At 73.3% G+C, this 17,072-nt stretch carries 10 protein-coding genes and 1 pseudogene; 5 read left to right on the top strand and 6 right to left on the bottom strand.

The window, feature by feature from the left end:
- Nucleotides 1–1,430 precede the first annotated feature (1,430 nt).
- Nucleotides 1,431–1,886 (bottom strand): Rv3235 family protein, encoded by a 456-nt coding sequence (locus tag QRN89_RS13515; protein ID WP_290353695.1) that lies wholly within the window; start codon nt 1,884–1,886, stop codon nt 1,431–1,433.
- A gap of 270 nt (nt 1,887–2,156) precedes the next feature.
- Between QRN89_RS13515 and QRN89_RS13510 the strand changes: the two genes are divergently transcribed.
- Both QRN89_RS13510 and QRN89_RS13505 read left to right on the top strand, forming a co-directional pair.
- A complete protein-coding gene (locus tag QRN89_RS13510) occupies nt 2,157–2,663 on the top strand; it encodes a DUF6912 family protein (RefSeq protein ID WP_290349614.1) in 507 nt (168 codons plus the stop codon).
- A gap of 271 nt (nt 2,664–2,934) precedes the next feature.
- A complete protein-coding gene (locus QRN89_RS13505) occupies nt 2,935–3,606 on the top strand; it encodes an HAD family hydrolase (RefSeq protein ID WP_290349613.1) in 672 nt (223 codons plus the stop codon).
- A 417-nt stretch (nt 3,607–4,023) separates the two neighbouring features.
- Here the strand turns inward: QRN89_RS13505 and QRN89_RS13500 are convergent, their stop codons facing one another.
- Nucleotides 4,024–4,596 carry a DJ-1/PfpI family protein gene (locus tag QRN89_RS13500; RefSeq protein ID WP_290349612.1) on the bottom strand — a complete coding sequence of 191 codons (573 nt, stop codon included), beginning with the start codon at nt 4,594–4,596 and terminating at the stop codon, nt 4,024–4,026.
- Nucleotides 4,597–5,076: 480 nt separating this feature from the next.
- Here QRN89_RS13500 and QRN89_RS13495 point away from each other — a divergent pair, with 480 nt between their 5' ends.
- Complete coding sequence (locus QRN89_RS13495; RefSeq protein WP_290349611.1) at nt 5,077–10,020, top strand: NAD-glutamate dehydrogenase; 4,944 nt, start codon at nt 5,077–5,079, stop codon at nt 10,018–10,020.
- A gap of 60 nt (nt 10,021–10,080) precedes the next feature.
- On the opposite strand, the pseudogene QRN89_RS13490 reads toward QRN89_RS13495, so the two are convergent.
- The 3 genes and pseudogenes from QRN89_RS13490 to QRN89_RS13480 form a co-directional block, all read right to left on the bottom strand.
- Nucleotides 10,081–11,282, bottom strand: a pseudogene (locus QRN89_RS13490) (glycosyltransferase 87 family protein).
- 56 nt (nt 11,283–11,338) lie between these two features.
- Nucleotides 11,339–12,085: an ABC transporter ATP-binding protein gene (locus tag QRN89_RS13485; RefSeq protein WP_290353694.1), complete on the bottom strand. Its 747-nt coding sequence runs from the start codon at nt 12,083–12,085 to the stop codon at nt 11,339–11,341.
- Between the two features lie 79 nt (nt 12,086–12,164).
- Nucleotides 12,165–13,070, bottom strand: a complete 906-nt coding sequence (locus tag QRN89_RS13480; RefSeq protein WP_290353693.1) for an ABC transporter permease — start codon at nt 13,068–13,070, stop codon at nt 12,165–12,167.
- Nucleotides 13,071–13,214: 144 nt separating this feature from the next.
- On the opposite strand from QRN89_RS13480, the gene QRN89_RS13475 reads away from it, so the two are divergent.
- Nucleotides 13,215–13,832 (top strand): TetR/AcrR family transcriptional regulator, encoded by a 618-nt coding sequence (locus tag QRN89_RS13475; RefSeq protein ID WP_290349610.1) that lies wholly within the window; start codon nt 13,215–13,217, stop codon nt 13,830–13,832.
- A gap of 433 nt (nt 13,833–14,265) precedes the next feature.
- Complete coding sequence (locus QRN89_RS13470; protein WP_290349608.1) at nt 14,266–15,807, top strand: glycosyltransferase family 2 protein; 1,542 nt, start codon at nt 14,266–14,268, stop codon at nt 15,805–15,807.
- A gap of 185 nt (nt 15,808–15,992) precedes the next feature.
- Here the strand turns inward: QRN89_RS13470 and QRN89_RS13465 are convergent, their stop codons facing one another.
- Complete coding sequence (locus QRN89_RS13465; RefSeq protein ID WP_290349607.1) at nt 15,993–16,994, bottom strand: class I SAM-dependent methyltransferase; 1,002 nt, start codon at nt 16,992–16,994, stop codon at nt 15,993–15,995.
- Nucleotides 16,995–17,072 lie beyond the last annotated feature (78 nt).

Here is a 17,072-nt window from a genome sequence, read left to right as displayed (position 1 = left end):
TGATGGGCGTGGCGGGTGTGGGGCTCTGCCGGGGCGGTGACGGCGCGTTCGCCGGCTGCACGGCTGCACGGCTGTACGGCTGCACGGGGCGGCCGGGCGCGCGTGCCGGGCCGAATCGGGCGGGGCCTCAGCGGCCCGGAGCCGCGTCGCGCTGAGCCGGGTCCGAGCCGGCCTACGGGCGATCCCTGAGGTTGGGCGGAGGCCGTCCGGCGGGCGGGGGCCACTGGCCGAGCGCGCCGCGCTGAGCCGTGCTGGGCGGGGCCTGAGGGGCGCAGCGTCCGGTTGCGCCAGTGCCTGCCGGGCCGCGCCGGGCCCACCGGGGCTCTGGCGCGGGCGGAGGCCGTTCGCCGGGTCGGCCACGTCTGGACCGCGCTGAGCGGCGCCATGGCTACGACGGGCCTACGGGCGATACGTGACGCGGAGCGAAAGCCCGCCCGCGAGGCAGGGCCGGGAGCCGCGCCAGGCTGAGCCGAGCCGTGCCGGGCGGGACCGCAGTGTCCCGAGCCCGCCGTGCTGAGCCGCGCCGCGCTGAGCCGTGCTGGGCGGGGCCTGAGGGGCGCAGCGTCCGGTTGCGCCAGTGCCTGCCGGGCCGCGCCGGGCCCACCGGGGCTCTGGCGCGGGCGGAGGCCGTTCGCCGGGTCGGCCACGTCTGGACCGCGCTGAGCGGCGCCATGGCTACGACGGGCCTACGGGCGATACGTGACGCGGAGCGAAAGCCCGCCCGCGAGGCAGGGCCGGGAGCCGCGCCAGGCTGAGCCGAGCCGTGCCGGGAGCCGCGCCCGGCCGCAGCAGTGCATGCCGGGGATGCCTGCGTGCCAAAGCGGGGCCTATGGGCGATCCCTGAGGCGGCCGGGCGCCGCCCGCCGGGCCGCGCCTGGCCGAGTAGCGCCCGCTGGCCGTCTCCGGCCGCGCCCGAGCTGGCCCGGGCACGGTGCCTTGGCCGGGCCGCCGAGGCCTACGGTCGGTCCCTGACGTGGCAGGAGGCCGTCCGACGGGGGACCACTGCTGGCCGCGCCGCGCTGAGCCGCGCCCGGCCTACGAGCGATCCCTGACACGGGGTGGAGGTCACCACCCGACGGGACCCGCGCCAACGCCCGGCCGCGCCGCGCTGAGCCGCGCCGGCGTCAGCCCGGCACGCGTGCCTGGCCGGGCCGGGGCCGCAGCCGTGCCGCCCCCGCACGCGCTGAGTCGGTCCATGCCCGATCCAGGGGCGATCCCTGACGTGGCGTGGAGGTCGGCTGTCGGGCCGGGCAGCGTGGCGCGTCCGGCCCCGGGAGCCCACGGGCGGCCCCACCTGGGGTGGAGGCCGCCCGGTGGGTGAGGGCCGGTCTCTGCCGGGCCGTTTGAGGCGGGAGCGGGCCCTCAGGCCGCCGCAGAGGCGTTCGTCCGAGGCGTGGGCCCGGTCCGGTGTGGTGCCGGTGGGGTGTCGGTCAGACGCCGGCCGTGAGCCGTTCGCCGCCGAGTTCCACTGCCGCGCAGCGCCAGCGGAGGTCGGGACCCTGCTCCAGGCGGAAGGCCATGGCGCGTACCTGCTCGCCCGTGGTGATCCGGGCGAACGCCTCGATGACGCCCGGTCGGGGCACGTACTCGTCGCAGTGGCGCAGGACCGGGCGAAGCCCGTTCGTGCTGAGCGGGGCCCCGGGGGCGAGGCGGACGAGTTGCTCGTAGGCGGGACCGATGGTGTGCCCCAGCATCCAGTGGACGGGCCGGCGGCCGCTGAGCACCGAGAGCAGCCGTTCCGCGAACCAGTAGCGGGGAAGCCGGGACCGGCCGCCCGTGGAAGGGCCTGCTGCGGCCGCCGCGGGCCGCCGCGGGGCGCGGCCGGGGGCGCGGCTGTCATGACGGTTCCCGGGCCTCGTCCCCGTCCTCGGCGAGGTGTGCTGCATGGCGGTCGCCCCTTCGATACTCACGAGTAACTTCTTGGTGAGGATCTTGTACGGGCCGGTGGGCGGCTGTCGCAACGGCCTCCGCGCACCGAGGGCGGTCCGCCGAGGTTCACCTATCAGGGTGATGGACGGGCTCCGAGGCCCGGAACGGTGCGGTTCGGAAGCACCCTCGGTCATCCGGGAACGACGCCGGGGAGGGGCCGCGGGGCACCCCGAAGGGGTACTCCGCACGTATCCTTGGGTGCTCACCCGACGACGAAAGCGGCCCTCATGCGCGTCTACGTTCCCCTGACCCTTCCCGGTCTCGCAGAGGCGCACAAGGCGGGCGAGATCGGGCCCGGTCCGCTGACCGCCTACGCGGTGACGCCCGCACTGCGCGAGTGGTACGTCTCCGACGACATCGAGGAACTCGAGTACGCGGCGCTGAGCCGGGCCGCGTCGGCGTCGCTGCGGTCGCTGGCCGGTGACCCGGAGGTGCCTCGGCGCCGGGTCGTCGTCGCCGTCGACGTCCCGGACAGCGCCGCGGTCGCGGACCCGTCGGCGGGGCTGGGGGCGGCCTCGCTGGGCGAGGTGCGCATCGCGAGTGCGGTGCCGCTGGCGAAGGCGGCGTCGGTGCACGTCGACTCCGAGGACGCGGAGAGCGACGTGGCCGCCGCGGCGGACGCGCTGGGGGCGGCGGACCACGGCGACGACGACGCTCAGTTCATCGTGGACGGAGCGGAGGACCATGAGCTGCTCTGGTACGGGGTGCAGGAGATCCCCGGCCTCATCCACTGAGACCGGCCGCACTCCCGGCGCCCTCGGCGTACCGGACCCCTCGGCGGTCGGCCGCCTGGACGTCGCCATGACCGGTGGCCGGGACCCGTCCCTGCCCGGCGGCGCGGACCTCGCCGCCCCCGGCACCGCCGGGTCCCCGGCCCCTGCCGTCCCCGGTGGTCCCGTCGGTGCTTCCTGTGCTTCCGGTGCCCCGGCCACCCGCGCCCCGGCCACTCGCTGCACGCGCCCGCACACCGGTGGCTGTCGGACCCGGCCGGTACCGTTGCCTGCCATGGGGAATCACCGCACGCACGGCGCGCACGTGGTCTGGGACTGGAACGGCACGCTCCTCGACGACATCCACACCGTCATCGAGGCGACGAACGCGTCGTTCGCCGAGATAGGACTCGGAGCGATCACGCTCGAGCGCTACCGCGAGCTCTACTGTGTGCCGGTGCCGCGGTTCTACGAGCGGCTCATGGGCCGGATGCCCACGGACGAGGAGTGGGCGGCCATGGACGCGGTCTTCCACAAGCACTACTGGCGGCTGGCCGAGGCCTGCCTGCTCACGGCCGGTGCGGCGGAACTGCTCGCCGCGCGCCGGACAGCGGGCCGTACGCAGTCGCTGCTGTCGCTGGCCCCGCACGACCAGCTGATACCGATCGTGCGGCGCCACGGGATCGAGGAGCACTTCGTACGGGTGGACGGGCGCGTCGGCGCCTCCCACGCGGGCAAGACGGAGCACATGGTGCGGCATCTGGCGGCGATGGAGAACGTGCCGCCGGAGCGGATCGTGGTCGTCGGCGACGCGGCGGACGACGCGCTCGCGGCGGCGCACGTGGGGGCGAAGGCGGTGCTGTACACCGGGGGCTCGCACAGCAGGGCGAGCCTGCAGAGGGCCGGAGTGCCGGTCGTCGACAGCCTCGCCGAGGCGGTGGAGGTGGCCGAGGAACTGGTGGGATAGCCGGACTGCCCCGCCGCTGGGCGGGCGACGGCCCCCTGCCGGCCGTCAACGCGCCCGCGACACCGTCACGGTCGCTGTCACCCCGCCGCCGCCGACCCCAGCATCTTCACCAGCGCCCGCGCCGGCGCACGCCCGGCACGCACCGTCCCCAGGCAGCCGCCCTCTCGGCGGACCTCCGCCCGACGGGGCCCGGCCCACCCGACGTCCCGGCACAGCCCGGGTCCGGCTCCTGGGTCCGGCTCCTTGCCCAGCCGCGGTCCGGCCCCTTGCAGGGCCGCCTTGCCAGGCTGTGGTCCGGCCCCTCGCAGGGCCGCCTTGCCAGGCCGCGGTCCCGGCCCCTCGCAGGGCCGTGCCCTGGGCCGGCCCCGGCGGCCCAGCCGTGGTCCGCCCTGTTGCAGTCCCCGGCCCAGCCGTGGGTCAGCCCTGGTTCAGGGGTGCCTTCGCCCGCAGCACCTCGAGGAACTCGCGCATCCAGGCCGGGTGGTCGGGCCAGGCCCGGGAGGAGACCAGGGTGCCGTCCACCACCGCCTCGGTGTCCTGGAAGGACGCACCGGCCGCCTGCATGTCCAGTTCCAGCGCCGGGTACGCCGTCACCCTGCGGCCCGTGAGGCTGCCCGTGGCCGCCGTCAGCAGCGGGCCGTGGCAGATCTGCGCCACGGGCTTGTCCGCGTCGAAGAAGGACTTGAGGATCTTGCGGAGCTCCGGGTCGTTGCGGAGGTACTCGGGAGCCCGCCCGCCCGGGATGACGATCGCGGCGTACTCCCCGGGGTCGACCTCCGAGAACGCCAGGTCGGCAGGCCAGGTGTAGCCGGGCTTCTCGGTGTACGTGTCGAAACCGGGTTCGAAGTCGTGGACGACGAACTGGAGCTTCTTGCGCGCGGGAGCCGCGATGTGGACCTCGTAGCCCTCCTCGCGCAGCCGCTGGTACGGGTAGAGGACCTCCAGGGACTCGGCTGCGTCGCCGGTGACGATCAGGATCTTCACGCTCATGGCTACTGCTCCCTGTATGGATTTGTCGGCCTTCGGCCCTTCCAGGCCCAACCTGCCCCCCGCGCGGCTGTTTGCCAAGAGGCCACGTGTCGCTGTCCAGAGTGTCAAACTTCCGGCCCCGCTTTTGTACACATACGGCTCATGACGGGTCCGGGGTGAGGGGCGATAGCCTTGGACGCGTGATCAGCGCGATAGGCCGAGGGGGCAGCGAAGCCCCCTGGAGGCACCGCCCAGCGGCAGCTGGGGGACTGCGCCCGGTACGCCACAGTGGCCGGGTGCGAGCTGATCTTCCCTGCGGACCCGGGTTCGACCGGGCCCCGCGTGGTCACCTCCCGGGCCGGACGCCCACATTGGCCGATTACGGTCCGGACATCTCTCATTCCGGCATAGCGTCGACAACGAGCGGAGACCCCGCGTCGTGGCGTTGTGCCATCTTTTCCACCTACGTCACGCAACGGCGCGCGACAGGAGCCAGAGGACATGCAGACCAAGCTGGACGAAGCCAAGGCCGAGCTGCTCGACAGGGCGGCCCGGGTAGCTGAGCACAGCCCGGGCGGGGGGCAACTTCCGACTGGGTCCGACAGCGGGGAGCGCCCTGACCGGGACCACATCCTCGCGTTCCTCCAGCGCTACTACCTGCACACCGCACCCGAGGACCTCACCGACCGCGACCCCGTCGACGTCTTCGGAGCAGCCGTCTCGCACTACCGTCTCGCGGAGAACCGGCCGCAGGGCACGGCCAACGTCCGGGTGCACACCCCGACCGTCGAGGAGAACGGCTGGACGTCCAGCCACTCGGTCGTCGAGGTCGCCACCGACGACATGCCCTTCCTCGTCGACTCGGTCACCAACGAGCTGTCCCGCCAGGGCCGCGGCATCCATGTGGTGATCCACCCGCAGATCGTGGTCCGCCGCGATGTCACCGGGAAGATGATCGAGGTCCTCAGCGGCGAGCCGAACGGTGCCGCACTGCCGCACGACGCCCTCGTCGAGTCCTGGATCCACGTCGAGATCGACCGTGAGACCGACCGGGCCGACCTCAAGCAGATCACCGCCGACCTGCTGCGCGTCCTGTCCGACGTCCGCGAGGCCGTCGAGGACTGGGAGAAGATGCGCGAGGCCGCGCTGCGCATCTCCGAGGAGCTGCCGCAGGAGCCCATCCCCGGCGACCTGCGCGAGGAGGAGGTCGAGGAGGCCCGAGAGCTGCTGCGCTGGCTGTCCGACGACCACTTCACGTTCCTCGGCTACCGCGAGTACAACCTGGTCGACGGCGACGCGCTGTCCGCCGTCCCGGGCACCGGGCTCGGCATCCTGCGCTCCGACCCGCACCACACGGGCGACGACGCCCACGGCCACCCCGTGAGCCCGTCGTTCAACCGGCTGCCCGCCGACGCCCGGGCGAAGGCCCGTGAGCACAAGCTGCTGATCCTGACCAAGGCCAACAGCCGCGCGACCGTGCACCGCCCCAGCTACCTCGACTACGTCGGCGTGAAGAAGTTCGACGCCGACGGCAACGTCATCGGCGAGCGCCGCTTCCTCGGCCTGTTCTCGTCGGCCGCGTACACCGAGTCCGTGCGCCGGGTCCCGGTCATCCGCCGCAAGGTGGCCGAGGTCCTCGACGGTGCCGGCTTCTCCCCGCACAGCCACGACGGCCGCGATCTGCTGCAGATCCTGGAGACGTACCCGCGCGACGAGCTGTTCCAGACCCCCGTCGACGAGCTGCGCTCCATCGTCACCTCCGTCCTGTACCTGCAGGAGCGCCGCCGGCTGCGGCTGTACCTGCGCCAGGAGGAGTACGGCCGCTACTACTCGGCCCTCGTCTACCTGCCGCGCGACCGCTTCAACACCACCGTCCGCGAGCGGCTGACCGGGATCCTGAAGGAGGACCTCGGCGGCACCAGTGTCGACTTCACCCTCATGAGCACCGAGTCGGTGCTCACCCGGCTCCACTTCGTGGTGCGCGTCCCGTCCGGCACCGAGCTGACCCACCTCACCGAGGCCGACAAGGAGCGCCTGGAGGCGAGGCTGGCCGAGGCCGCCCGTTCCTGGGCCGACGGCTTCACCGAGGCGCTGAACGCCGAACTGGGCGAGGAGCGCGCCGCCGAGCTGGCGCGCAAGTACGCCAGTGCCTTCCCCGAGGGCTACAAGGCCGACCACTCGCCCCGCGCCGCCGTCGCCGACCTGGTCCACCTGGAGCAGCTCACCCGGTCCGGCAAGGACTTCTCGCTGTCCCTGTACGAGCCGGTGGGCGCCGCGCCCGGCGAGCGCCGCTTCAAGATCTACCGCTTCGGCGAGCAGGTCTCGCTGTCGTCCGTGCTGCCGGTCCTCAACCGCCTCGGCGTCGAGGTCATCGACGAGCGCCCGTACGAGCTGCGCTGCGCGGACCGCACCCACGGCTGGGTCTACGACTTCGGTCTGCGGATGCCGACCGCGCCGGGCAACGGCGGGGAGTACCTGGGCGACGACGCCCGTGAGCGGTTCCAGGACGCCTTCTCGGCCGTGTGGACCGGGGCCGCCGAGAACGACATGTTCAACTCGCTGGTGCTGCGGGCCGGGCTCACCTGGCGCGAGGCGATGGTGCTGCGCGCGTACGCGAAGTACCTGCGCCAGGCCGGCTCCACCTTCAGCCAGGACTACATGGAGGACACGCTCCTCAACAACGTCCACACCACGCGGCTGCTGATCAACCTGTTCGAGGCCCGGATGGCCCCGGACCGCCAGCGGGCCGGCACCGAGCTGACGGACGCCCTGCTGGAGGAGCTGGACGCCGCGCTGGACCAGGTCGCCTCGCTCGACGAGGACCGGATCCTGCGTTCCTTCCTCACCCTGATCAAGGCGACGCTGCGCACCAACTTCTTCCAGGAGGCGGGCGGCGGCACCTGGCACAGCTACGTGTCGATGAAGTTCGACCCGCAGGCCATCCCGGACCTGCCGGCGCCGCGCCCGGCGTACGAGATCTGGGTGTACTCGCCGCGCGTCGAGGGCGTCCACCTGCGCTACGGCAAGGTCGCCCGCGGCGGTCTGCGCTGGTCCGACCGGCGCGAGGACTTCCGCACCGAGATCCTCGGCCTGGTCAAGGCGCAGATGGTGAAGAACACCGTCATCGTGCCGGTGGGCGCCAAGGGCGGATTCGTCGCCAAGCAGCTCCCCGACCCGTCCGTGGACCGCGAGGCGTGGCTGGCGGAGGGCATCGCCTCGTACCGGACGTTCATCTCGGCGCTGCTCGACATCACCGACAACCTGGTGGGCGGCGAGGTCGTGCCGCCGCACGAGGTGGTGCGTCACGACGGCGACGACACCTACCTGGTCGTCGCGGCCGACAAGGGCACGGCGACGTTCTCCGACATCGCCAACGAGGTGGCGATCGCCTACAACTTCTGGCTCGGCGACGCCTTCGCCTCCGGCGGCTCGGCGGGTTACGACCACAAGGGCATGGGCATCACGGCCCGCGGCGCCTGGGAGTCCGTCAAGCGGCACTTCCGCGAGCTCGGCCACGACACCCAGACCCAGGACTTCACCGTGGTCGGCGTCGGCGACATGTCGGGTGACGTGTTCGGCAACGGCATGCTCCTCTCGGAGCACATCCGGCTGGTCGCGGCCTTCGACCACCGCCACATCTTCATCGACCCCGACCCGGACGCGGCCGTCTCCTACGCCGAACGCCGCCGGCTGTTCGAGCTGCCGCGCTCGTCGTGGGCCGACTACAACGCCGAGCTGCTGTCGCCGGGCGGCGGCATCCACCCCAGGACCGCCAAGTCGATCCCGGTCAACGCGCAGGTCCGCGAGGCCCTCGGCATCGAGCCCGGGATCACGAAGCTGACGCCCGCCGAGCTGATGAAGGCGATCCTGCAGGCGCCGGTGGACCTGCTCTGGAACGGCGGCATCGGCACCTACGTCAAGGCGTCGAGCGAGTCCAACGCCGATGTCGGCGACAAGGCGAACGACGCCATCCGTGTCAACGGAGAGGACCTGCGGGTCAAGGTCGTCGGCGAGGGCGGCAACCTGGGCCTCACCCAGCTCGGCCGCATCGAGTTCGCCCGCGGCGGCGGCCGGGTCAACACCGACGCCATCGACAACAGCGCCGGCGTGGACACCTCCGACCACGAGGTGAACATCAAGATCCTGCTGAACGGCCTGGTCGCCGAGGGCGACATGACCGTGAAGCAGCGCAACAAGCTGCTCGCCGAGATGACCGACGAGGTCGGCAGGCTCGTCCTGCGCAACAACTACGCACAGAACGTGGCCCTGACCAACGCCGTCGCGCAGTCGCCCAGCCTGCTCCACGCGCACCAGCGCTTCATGCGCCGGCTGGGCCGGGAGGGCGCGCTGGACCGGGCGCTGGAGTTCCTCCCGAACGACCGGCAGATCCGCGAGCTGCTCAACAACCGGCACGGTCTGTCGCAGCCCGAGCTCGCCGTCCTGCTCGCCTACACCAAGATCACGGTGGCGGAGGAGCTGATCGGCACCTCGCTGCCGGACGACCCGTATCTGCGGGGCCTGCTGCACGCGTACTTCCCGAGGCCGCTGCGGGAGCAGTTCCCCGAGGCGGTCGACGGGCACGCGCTGCGCCGCGAGATCGTCACGACCGTCCTGGTCAACGACACCGTCAACACCGGTGGTTCGACCTTCCTGCACCGGCTGCGCGAGGAGACAGGGGCGTCGATCGAGGAGATCGTCCGGGCGCAGACCGCGGCCCGCGCGATCTTCGGTCTCGGCGAGGTGTGGGACGCCGTCGAGGCGCTCGACACCAGGGTCGCCGCCGACGTCCAGACCCGGATGCGGCTGCACTCCCGCCGTCTCGTCGAGCGCGGCACCCGCTGGCTGCTCGGCAACCGTCCGCAGCCGCTGGAGCTGACGAAGACGATCGAGTTCTTCGCCTCCCGCGTCGAGCAGGTGTGGGCCGAGCTGCCGAAGATGCTCAGCGGCGCCGACCTGGAGTGGTACGAGGGGCTGCTGGAGGAGTTCACGGGGGCGGGGGTCCCGGCGGAGCTGGCCACCCGGGTCGCCGGTTTCTCGTCCGCGTTCCCGACGCTCGACATCGTGGCCATCGCGGACCGCACGGGCAAGGACCCGCTCGCCGTCGCCGAGATCTACTACGACCTCGCCGACCGCCTGCGGATCACCGAGCTGATGGACCGGATCATCGAACTGCCGCGGGCCGACCGCTGGCAGTCGATGGCCCGTGCCTCCATCCGCGAGGACCTGTACGCCGCGCACGCCGCGCTCACCGCGGACGTGCTCGCCGTGGGCAACGGGGCCTCGACGCCGGAGCAGCGCTTCAAGGCGTGGGAGGAGAAGAACGCCTCCATCCTGGGCCGCGCCCGGATGACGCTGGAGGAGATCCAGGGGTCGGACACGTTCGACCTGGCGAACCTCTCGGTCGCCATGCGGACGATGCGCCAGCTGCTGCGTACGCCCAGCTGACCGGCTTCCGCCGGTGTTCGAAGGGGGCGCCCACCGTCGTGGTGGGCGCCCCCTTCCGCGTCATCGTGTGGCTGCCCACAGCCTGCGGGCCGACAGCACCGCCGCGGTGAGCAGCAGTCCGTTGCGGACGAGGACGACCCCGCTGCCGAGCGGGGTGACGTCGACGACGTCCTGGTACAGCACCGGGTAGGCGAGGGCGCTCAGTGCGGTGGCGGGCAGCAGCAGGAGCGCCACGGGGCGCTGGCTCGTGTGCCGGGAGGTGAGGCAGACCGCGGCCAGACCGAGCAGCCAGATGAGGTACTGCGGGCTGATGACGCGGCTGGTGACGGTGAAGAGGAGGACGGCGCACAGCGCGGCGTCGAAGGGCGTGGCCTCCGACCGGCGTCTCGCCCGCAGCCGCCAGAGCAGCAGCAGGAGGAAGGCGGCGGCCGTCAGCAGCAGACTGGCCCGGGCCACGGGCGTGACGTACGGGCCGGTGAACTCGAAGGCGCCGTAGCGGTACTCGACCCTGCCCCCGCCGCCCAGCAGCCGGACCAGCGCGAGTGCGCTGCCGCCGAGCGACTCGACCTGGACGCCCCGGTCGCCCTGCTGCCGCAGGAAGCCGAGCGGGCGGTCGAGGCCGAGCGCGAGGGCGGCGACCGCTCCGAGCGCCGCTGCCGCCGCCGAGACCCAGGCCAGCCGGGTGGTCCTGCCGTGCGGTGTGCCGAGCAGGGTCAGGGCGGGCCACAGCTTGACCGCCGCGCCGAGCCCGGCGAGCGCACCGCCGAGCCGGGGGCTGCGGTTCACGGCGAGCAGGGCCGGTACGGCGAGGGCGGTGACCTGGACGTCGTAGCGGGCGAGCGGGATGTGCAGCAGCAGCGGGAGCCCGCCCGTCCACATCCAGACGCCGCCGCCACCGACGCCGCCCGCCCGGGCGAGGGCCACGGTGACGACGGCGTCGGCGAGCAGGGCCAGCGCGGCGAAGGCCTGGAAGTAGGTCAGCCACGGGAGCAGGGCGGGCGCCAGGATCACCGCCCCCGCGCCGGGCGGGTACTGCCCGTCGGGTCGTCCGGCGGGAAGGTGCCGCCCAGCAGCTGGTCGTACCAGCGTGCGTAGAGGACGTGGACCTCGGTGGAGACGCCCCCGATGCCGATGTCGTCCGTCACGAGCAGGAACGCCGTCCAGAGCCGGGTCGCGGCCCAGGTGCCGCAGAGGGCGAGGAGGGGGAGTGCGGCGACCCGGCGGCCTGCCGGGAGGAGCGAGGGAGCCTGCTGGGTCGTCATCGACCCGCACCCTAGTCGTTTTTGTGGTGATTTCTCAGATCTGCTGAGCGTTCTCGCTATGTCTTCCTGGTGAACGCCTCGTACGCCGCGACGACCTCCTTCGCCGGGCCGTCCATCCGCAGCGTTCCGGACTCCAGCCACAGCGCCCGGTCGCAGGTGGTGGTGATCGCGGAGTTGCTGTGGCTGACGAGGAAGACCGTGCCGGCCTCCTCACGCAGCTCGGCGATCCGCTCCTGGCTGCGCCGCTGGAACCCGGCGTCGCCCGTGGCCAGCGCCTCGTCGATCAGCAGCACGTCATGGCTCTTGGCCGCGGCGATGGAGAAGCGCAGCCGGGCGCCCATGCCGGAGGAGTACGTCCGCATGGGGAGCGAGATGAAGTCGCCCTTGTCGTTGATCCCCGAGAATTCCACGATCTCGTCGTAGCGGGCGTGGACCTCGTCGCGGGTCATGCCCATCGCGAGGCCGCCGAGGACGACGTTGCGCTCGCCGGTCAGATCGCCCATCAGCGCCGCGTTGACCCCGAGCAGTGAGGGTTGGCCATGGGTGTGGATCCTGCCCCGGGCCGTCGGCAGCAGACCGGCGATCGCCTTCAGCAGGGTGGACTTGCCCGAGCCGTTGGAGCCGATCAGCCCGATCGCCTCGCCCTTGTAGGCGGCGAAACTGACGCCTCTGACGGCGTGGACCTCACGGCCGCCGTCCCGGCGCGGGCCGCGGGAGAGGATGCGGCTCAGTGCGGCGGTGGCGGCGCCGCGCCCGGTCTTCGCGCCGTTGACCTTGTAGGTGATGTGGACGTCGTCGACCACGACGGTCGGGGTCCTGCCGGCCGGGGTGTCCTCGCCCGGGGTCGTGTCCGCCGGTCCCGCCGGCCGGTCGGTCGTTGTCTCAGCCACGGCCGTACTGCTCCTCCGCCTTCCAGAAGTACACGAAGCCGCCCACTCCGAAGAGCACGGCCCAGCCGAGGGCGAGTGCCCACACGTGCGGCGGCAGTTGGGCCTTGGTGTAGCTGTCGATGAGTGCGAAGCGCACGAGGTCGATGTAGACGGCCACCGGGTTGCACTGCAGGGCCAGGACCACCGGCTCGGGCAGCTCCATGCGCTTGAGCACGACGGGGATGCTCCACATCACGCCGGACACGTACATCCAGGTCCGCAGCAGGAACGGCATCAGCTGGGCGATGTCGGGGGTGCGTGCCGCGAGGCGGGCGACGGCCATCGCGATGCCGGTGCTGAAGACGGCCTGGAGCGCGAGGGCGGGAACGGCCAGCAGCCACGAGGGCTTCGGGAACTCGCCGAAGCACACCAGGATGACGGCCAGGGCGCCCATGGAGAACAGCAGCTGCTGGAGCTGCTGCAGGGCGAGGCCGATGGGCAGCGCAGCGCGGGGGAAGTGCAGGGCCCGTACGAGCCCGATGTTCCCCGAGACGGCGCGGGTGCCGGCGGTGATGGAGTTGGCCGTGAAGGTCCAGATGAACACGCCCGTCACCAGGAACGGCACGAAGTCCGGGACGTGCTTCGCGGTGTCCATGAGGACGCCGAAGATGAAGTAGTAGACGGTCGCGTTGAGCAGCGGGGTCATCAGCTGCCAGACCTGCCCGAGCTTCGCCTGGCTGTACTGGGCGGTGAGCCGCGCGGTGGCGAAGGCGGTGATGAAGTGCCGCCGGGACCAGAGCTGGGCGATGTACGTGCCGAGCGGCGGCCGCGCGCCGCTCACGGTCAGCCCGTGCCGGGCGGCGAGTTCGCCGAGGCTGAGGGAGTCCGCCGGTGGTGCTTTCGGCGGGGTGGTCGTCAGGCTGCTCACGCTGGTCACTCGCTCGCTTTCGCCGGGGCCGGGGAGGGTGCGGTCGAAACGCTGACGTTGGGACGGTCCCGTATCGTCGCTACGGCGAGACTAGGACGATCTACGTCGCAACGCAACCGTCTCGTCGTCACGGGTATGCTCCTGGCCATGACCACGGACCCCCGCACCCGACGCGCCCCCGCGGGAGCCGCAGTGCTCCGGGAGGACGTGACCGAGGCGATCCGCGCCGCCGTCTTCGAGGAACTCGCCGCGGTCGGCTTCGCCCGGATGTCGATCGAGGGCATCGCCCGCCGGGCCGGGGTCGGGAAGACCGCCGTCTACCGGCGCTGGAAGTCCAAGCTCTCCCTCGTCCTCGACCTGGTCTCGGCCTTCGCCGCCCAGGGCCTTCCCGCCCCCGCCACGGGCTCGCTGCACGGGGACGTCCGCGCGCTCCTCGAAGTGGCGTCGCACGCGCTGCGCCACCCCGTCGCCTCCCAGGTCATCCCCGACCTGCTGGTCGAGGCGGCCCGCAACCCGGAGATCGCCGACACGATCAAGTCCGCGCTGTTCGACAGCCAGCAGGGTGTCGCCGCGCTCATCGTCGGGGACGCCGTGGCGAGGGGCGAGCTCCCGGGGACGGCCGACCCCGACCGCGCCCTGGACCTGATCCTCGGCCCGCTGTACTGGCGCCTCGTGGTCGTGCGCGGCGATCTGCCGAAGGGGTACCTGGACGATCTGGCCGCCTCGGTCGTCGCGGCGCTCACCCGCGACTGACGCGTCGCGGCGGCGCCGTCGGCCGCGCGGCGGTCCGGTGTGCGGGGCTTCCGCGGTGGTCGGTTCCGACCACGCGTGGCCCGCGGGCCCGGCGGTATGGCGTGTGGGCCGTCGGCCACCGCTTCCGGCTGTGCGTCGCGAGCCGCACGTGGGCCGGGTCGGCGCGCGTCCGTGGTGGTCGGTCCCGCGTGGAGGTCGCCCGCCGGCGTCCGGCTTGGCGCGTACCCCGCCTGCCGCGACCGGCCCGGCGCGCGCCAGGGCTCGCGTACCTCGCCCGCCGTACGCCGGGGCTCGCGTACCTCGCCCGCCGTACGCCGGAGCACGCGCTCCACCGGGTGGGTGATCGGCCCCGCGGTGCGTAGCCCTCCCCGGGAGAGGGTCGTTGCTGTGGCGGGCGGGCGTCCGAGGTGCCCGCGGGTGTGGAGGACGCGCCATGAACTCAGCGAGTACGGCCGGGATCGCGGTCGTCGACGGGGACCCGGACGGTTCGGGCGCACCCGACGTCACCGTCGTCGTCGCCGTCCGCGAGGACGGCCGGCGGTGTCTCGGCCGGTGCCTGGACTCCCTCGCGGGCCAGACCATCGGCACGGCACGCATCGAGGTGCTGGTGGCCGGTGGGTCGGAACGCTCCACGGCGGACGGGGCACGGCCGTCGGCCGCCGGCGTGTACGGGTTGCCGGCGGACGGGGAGCGCAGGCCGTCGCCGGCCGGCGCGTACGGGCTGCCCGCGCCACCGCTCTCCGTCGGGCGCACCGACACTCTCAACCAGGCCCTGGCACACGCGCGCGGCCGGTACGTGTTCTTCCTCGACGCGGGCGACCTCCTCGGCCGGGAAGCACTCTCGCGGCTCGTCGACGCCGCCGACAGCCGGGGCTCCGACGTCGTCTGCGCCAAGACCGCGGCCTCGGGCGCCGCGATCTTCGCCCGTACGCGTCACGGCGTCCCCCTCGACGAACCCGGGCTGCCGTGGGAGCTGTCCGCCGCCAAGCTGTTCCGCCGGGAGCCGCTGCTGCGTCACGGGCTGCGGTTCGCCGAGGACGTGCCGGCCGGTCTCGCCGAGCAGGCCTTCACTCTCGAGGCGCTCTTCCGGTCGCGCGGTGTCGCCGTGCTGGCCGACTACGACTACCGCTTCGCCGGGGACGCGGGACCGGGCCCCGGCCGCCGTTCCGGCCCGGGCGCGCGGAACTCCTCCGCTGCCCTGGCGGCCGCCGCGGGGGAGCCGGGCGGCCTGGAGGACCTGCTGCGCGGTACGGCCGCGGCGATGGCCGTCACCGCCCGGTTCACCGGCGGCGGCCCGCTCGGCGACGGCTTCCACCTCCGGCACTTCGCCCACGAGGGTGACGTCCTGACCGGCCCCGCCTTCCTCAGGGCGCCGGAACCGGTACGCCGCCGGGTGTTCGCCGGGGTTCGCCGGCTGGTCGCCGACCATCTCAAGGACGCCCTGCTCGCCGGGCTGCGACCGGGACTCCGGCTCCGGTTCTCGTACGTGCGCGCGGGTGACGAGGCCGGGCTGGTCGCGGTGCTCCGGTACGAGGCCGGGCACGGCGTACCGCCCCTGCGCACCGACCTCGTCTCCGCGGACTGGCGGCGCACCGGACCCGCCCGTCACACGCTCGTCGTCACCGCCCGGACCCCGCTGCCGCACCTCGGGGCCCACGGCACGGGCCCGGTCCGGCTCACCGGCTGCCCGGAGGCCGGCCGCATCCTGCTGCGGCCGGCCTCCGACGGAGCCGGTACGGACATCGAGGTGCGGATCCCCGCCGAGGCGTTCCCGCCGGGCCGTACGCGGATCGGGCTGAGCACCGCGCTGCTCGGTACCGAGCACTCCGCCGCCGTGGCATCCGGGACCGTGCCCCGGCAGGCCCACGGTCTGCGGGGGCTGCGCCCGTACCGGCTGGACGTGGGCCCCGACGGCACCGACGGACTCGTCGTCGCCGTCACCCCCGTCGGACCGCGCCGCGCCGGACGCTCGTAGGCCCCGCGCTTCCGTCGCGCCGGCCGGTCCTTCTCCGGGGCGCCGAAACCGTGGTGGTTCCCCGTCCGGGTCGGGCCGTCCGGCGCGCGGGCGGCGCACTTCGGTCGCGCCGGTCGGTCCCGTCAGGATGCCCGGTGCCCGGAGTGGCCGCCCACCGACGACGAGGCGCCGCCCGGTACCGGTGCTCAGTGCGACGATCCGCGCCTGCGGAACACCCGTACCAGCGCGCGGGTCAGCAGCGGTGGCAGCAGATCGCGGACGAGCCTGCGGATGCGCGGGGAGCCGGCCCGGCGGCCCGGGGCGGCGGTCGCCGGACTCGCGGCGGGTGCGGGTGCGGGTGCGGGGTGGGGCGCCGGGCCGCCGGCCGGGGCGTCGGTGACCGGCTCCGCCCGGTGACGGGAGCGCGGATGCGCCGGGGCCTCGGCCCTGCGGCCGTCGATGCGGATCAGCGGAGCACCGGCGACCTCCTCCACCCCGTGCCAGAGGTCCGTCCGGGTCTCCAGCCAGCCGAGCAGTTCGCCGCGCACCGCCTCCGGGTCGCCCCAGGTGCCGTACAGCTTGGTCCCGGTGATGCACAGCGGCGTGAGCCCGGCGGTCGCCACCGCGCCCCAGACCGCGGCCGCGACCCCGGGACAGTGCTCGGCCCGGAAGTCGTCGAAGACCACGACGCCCTCGGGGGTGAGGAGCCGTTCGGCGGCCCGGATGTCGCCGTGGACGTGCTCGTACAGGTGCGAGGCGTCGACGTGGACGAAGCGGCAGCTGCCCGGGCGGACCCGTGTGGTGATCGCCGAGGTGGGTGCCTGGACGAGGCTCGGCAACTCGTCGTGGAAGGAGAGGTAGTTGGCCTCGAAGGCGCGCCGGGTGAGCGTGGCGTACGAGCGGTTCATCTCGGCGCTGTTGGACGCGTCCGGCGCAGGCGAGTCCCAGAGGTCGCAGACCGTGAACTCCTCGCCGGGCCGCAGATAGGAGCCCATGAAGATCGCGCTCTTGCCCAGGTAGGCGCCGAGTTCCAGCAGATCGCCCGCCTGCTCGCGGTCGCGCTGGTGCGACAGGAACCAGTCGAAGAGCAGCTGGTCGACCGGACGGAACCACCCCTTCACCTCGTCGAGCCGGGCGGGCCGGGGCAGTTCGTCCCCGGCGGGGGCGGACCGGTCGGGGGACTGCACCTGTGCGCTCGTCTGTGACATGAGTGTCTTCTCTTTCGGGACGACGAAGGCTGCCACCCCGGTCCTAGTGCCCGAAGGTGTCGGCGCGCTTGCCGGCAG

Source organism: Streptomyces sp. HUAS CB01, assembly GCF_030406905.1.
Lineage (GTDB): Bacteria > Actinomycetota > Actinomycetes > Streptomycetales > Streptomycetaceae > Streptomyces > Streptomyces chengbuensis.
This window is presented reverse-complemented; position numbering and strand designations above follow the sequence as displayed.

What these genes read in the sequence shown, in the direction of transcription:
- QRN89_RS13510 (WP_290349614.1), top strand. Translation starts at nt 2,157, where the DNA reads ATGCGCGTCTACGTTCCCCTGACCCTTCCCGGTCTCGCAGAGGCGCAC.
- QRN89_RS13495 (WP_290349611.1), top strand. Translation starts at nt 5,077, where the DNA reads ATGCAGACCAAGCTGGACGAAGCCAAGGCCGAGCTGCTCGACAGGGCG.
- QRN89_RS13470 (WP_290349608.1), top strand. Translation starts at nt 14,266, where the DNA reads ATGAACTCAGCGAGTACGGCCGGGATCGCGGTCGTCGACGGGGACCCG.
- QRN89_RS13515 (WP_290353695.1), bottom strand. Translation starts at nt 1,886, where the DNA reads ATGCAGCACACCTCGCCGAGGACGGGGACGAGGCCCGGGAACCGTCAT.
- QRN89_RS13465 (WP_290349607.1), bottom strand. Translation starts at nt 16,994, where the DNA reads ATGTCACAGACGAGCGCACAGGTGCAGTCCCCCGACCGGTCCGCCCCC.
- QRN89_RS13500 (WP_290349612.1), bottom strand. Translation starts at nt 4,596, where the DNA reads ATGAGCGTGAAGATCCTGATCGTCACCGGCGACGCAGCCGAGTCCCTG.
- QRN89_RS13505 (WP_290349613.1), top strand. Translation starts at nt 2,935, where the DNA reads ATGGGGAATCACCGCACGCACGGCGCGCACGTGGTCTGGGACTGGAAC.
- QRN89_RS13475 (WP_290349610.1), top strand. Translation starts at nt 13,215, where the DNA reads ATGCTCCTGGCCATGACCACGGACCCCCGCACCCGACGCGCCCCCGCG.